1 protein-coding gene and 1 pseudogene are annotated in these 2484 nt (G+C 68.0%); one reads left to right on the top strand and one right to left on the bottom strand.

All coding sequences use genetic code 11. The features are described 5' to 3' along the window. Positions 1–197: 197 nt before the first annotated feature. On the top strand, positions 198–1811 hold the full coding sequence (locus VD972_RS09755) for a hypothetical protein (RefSeq protein WP_324984339.1): 1614 nt from the start codon (positions 198–200) through the stop codon (positions 1809–1811). Positions 1812–1820: 9 nt separating this feature from the next. On the opposite strand, the pseudogene VD972_RS09750 reads toward VD972_RS09755, so the two are convergent. Continuing rightward, a pseudogene (locus VD972_RS09750) lies at positions 1821–2484 on the bottom strand (WD40 repeat domain-containing protein); the annotation flags it as partial.

The following is a 2484-nucleotide window of genomic DNA, read 5'->3' as shown; positions in this document are numbered from 1 at the left end:
CGGCAATCTGGGCAGATTGTTCAAGCGTTGAACAACCTGCTCACGCGTGGAGCAGGCGTGCTCCATCTTCTTGGGCCAGGAGCCGGGGTGCTCCGCGAGTTCCCGAGCGAGAGCCCCGTGTGCCCCCGGATCCAGGCGCTGGCACGAAGCGTGCTCATGGGTGTCTTCGCTCCCTGAATCCCCCAAAGAGGCCCCCCATGTCCGTCGACAGCCTGTCCCGTTCTTCTTCCCCTGCCGTGAAGTCCCCTGAGCCGGTGGCCGCTCCCGCCTCTGCTCCTGCTCCTGCTCCCGCTCCGGCGGCCCCAGTGGCACCGAAGAACGAGAAGAGCACCTTCGAGGCCGCGCCGCGGTCCCAGCCCGTGAACCTGACGGGCCAGAGCGCCCCCGCCACCCAGGGCGCACAGGCCGCCCAGAGCGCGTTCCGCTACATCCCGGGGACCACCGGGCTGGCGGCCACGGGCTCCTCGCAGTCGGCGCTGAAGACGACCGAGGCGGCCATGGGGCCTCCGGGCACCAGCCACACCCAGACCTTCGAGAGCACTGAGGGCGTGGGCGTCGGGTTCAAGGTCGAGACGACCACCAGCCCTGTTGTCACCAAGCCCGAGCAGGACGGCCCCGAGAGCAAGGTGAAGCTGCAGGTGAAGAGCTCCGTCTATGGCTACGTGGGAGATGAGGTGGGCGGGAAGCATCTGACGCTGGAGGGCAGGCTCATCCAGGGCATCAGCTCGACCCACGAGATCGAGCTTCCCCTGGAGGACTACAACCGGTGGGTGAGCGAGGGCTCCGATCCCAACAAGCTGCCCAACCCCTACGACCCCACGAGCATCCCCCCGGGGGCCACCGTCACCCTCAAGGACGAGCACTTCGGCTCATCGGAGTTGAGCGTCGCCTACCGCAACATCCAGGCGCAGACGGGCAACACCCACTCGAGAGGCACCTCCATGGCCATCGAGCGCCAGGAGCCCGCCGATCCGCCCACCGTCAAGGTGACCACCGGCCCCACCGAGGCCGTCCAGCGCACCCTCGGCGTGGGGGTGGGGACCGACGACTTCGGCGTGTCGCTGACGGGGGAGCGCACCCTGGAGTCCTACAACCTGCAGTCGGCCACGTTCGATCTGTCCACGGACCAGGGCAAGGCCGCCTACAACCAGTTCCTCCTCACCGGCAAGCTGCCGGAGCAGAGCGGGCCCGGTGTCGCGGACATCCAGCGGGAGTACAAGATGTCCTACTCGGAGGCGGTGAAGGCAGGCCTCGTGGTGGGAGACCATGAGTTCTCCCTCAACCTCAGCAACGTGGAGCAGGAGATCAAGGTCACCGAGACGGCCACGGAGCGGACGATCGAGATGGGCTACTTCTCCACGGGGGACGAGGGCTTGTCCACCGTGCGCTCGCAGAGCTACTACCGCGACGACAACGGCGAGTGGGTGCCGAGCCCCGGCGGCTCCACGCAGGTGGCCTACAGCAACCTGTCGGCCCAGGACACGGCGCGCCTGCAGGAGATCTTCACCGGCACCCCCGGCGATCCGAGGGCGGGGGGGAGCTACAACGCCCAGTTCACCCTGTCCGATGACCAGGCGCTGATGCTGGCGCAGCGTGCGCGCAAGTACTCGAAGGACAACTTCGGGTTGGGCAATGGCGAGGCGGATGTCTTCATCCGGGAGCTGTCCGAGGCCCGGACGCCCGAGGAGGTCCAGCGCGCCTTCAACGGCGCTCGCGGCAACACCGCCAGCGTCGAGGCGCTCCTGGTGCTCTACGGCCACGCGTGGGAGCCCATGCCGCTCGGCTCCGGCTATCAGCAGGCGAAGCGCTAGGAGTGGGCTCTACGGGGTTGCTTCGACCTTCGTCATCCAGGCGCGCAGGGCCGTGGGCTCCAGGGGCAGGTCATCCAGCCACAGCCGCACGGTCCCATCCCAGCTGATGGAGGCGAGGTGCTGGTCATCCAGGAAGACAATCCCTGTCACTCGCGCGGTGTGCCCTCGGAGCACGCGGCTCTCGTGGGTCGCCAGATCCCAGAGCCGCACCGTCGCGTCCGGGCTGGCGGAGGCCAGCCGCCGGCCGTCGGGAGAGAGGTTCATGTGGCTGATGTCGTCCTGGTGACCGCGGAGCATCCCGCGAGGCTCTCCCGTCCGGCTGTCCCAGAGCCGCAAGGCGCTGTCGTTCATGCTCGAGCTGATCAACAACTGGTTGTCTGAAGTGAGCAGGATCTGGTGGACGCCACTGCCGCTGGTGTCCACCCGGTGGCTCTCGCCGTTCGCCAGGCTCCAGAGGCGCAGGGTGTGGTCCATGCTCCCGCTGAAGAGCCGCTGGCCATCCGAGGAGAAGAGCAGGCTGCGCACCTCGTCCTGGTGGCCTTTCAGCTCCTGGAACCTTCCCGAGGCCAGCTCCCACAGGCGGATGTCCCCCATCTTGCTCCCCGAGGCGAGGCGCTGGTCATCGGGCGAGAAGGCGAGCTGGGAGATCGGGTGCTCATGCCGTCCGAGCGAG

It is taken from the genome of Hyalangium sp. (assembly GCF_035629615.1).
Classification (GTDB): Bacteria; Myxococcota; Myxococcia; order Myxococcales; family Myxococcaceae; genus Hyalangium.
This window is presented reverse-complemented; position numbering and strand designations above follow the sequence as displayed.

What these genes read in the sequence shown, in the direction of transcription:
- VD972_RS09755 (WP_324984339.1), top strand. Translation starts at nt 198, where the DNA reads ATGTCCGTCGACAGCCTGTCCCGTTCTTCTTCCCCTGCCGTGAAGTCC.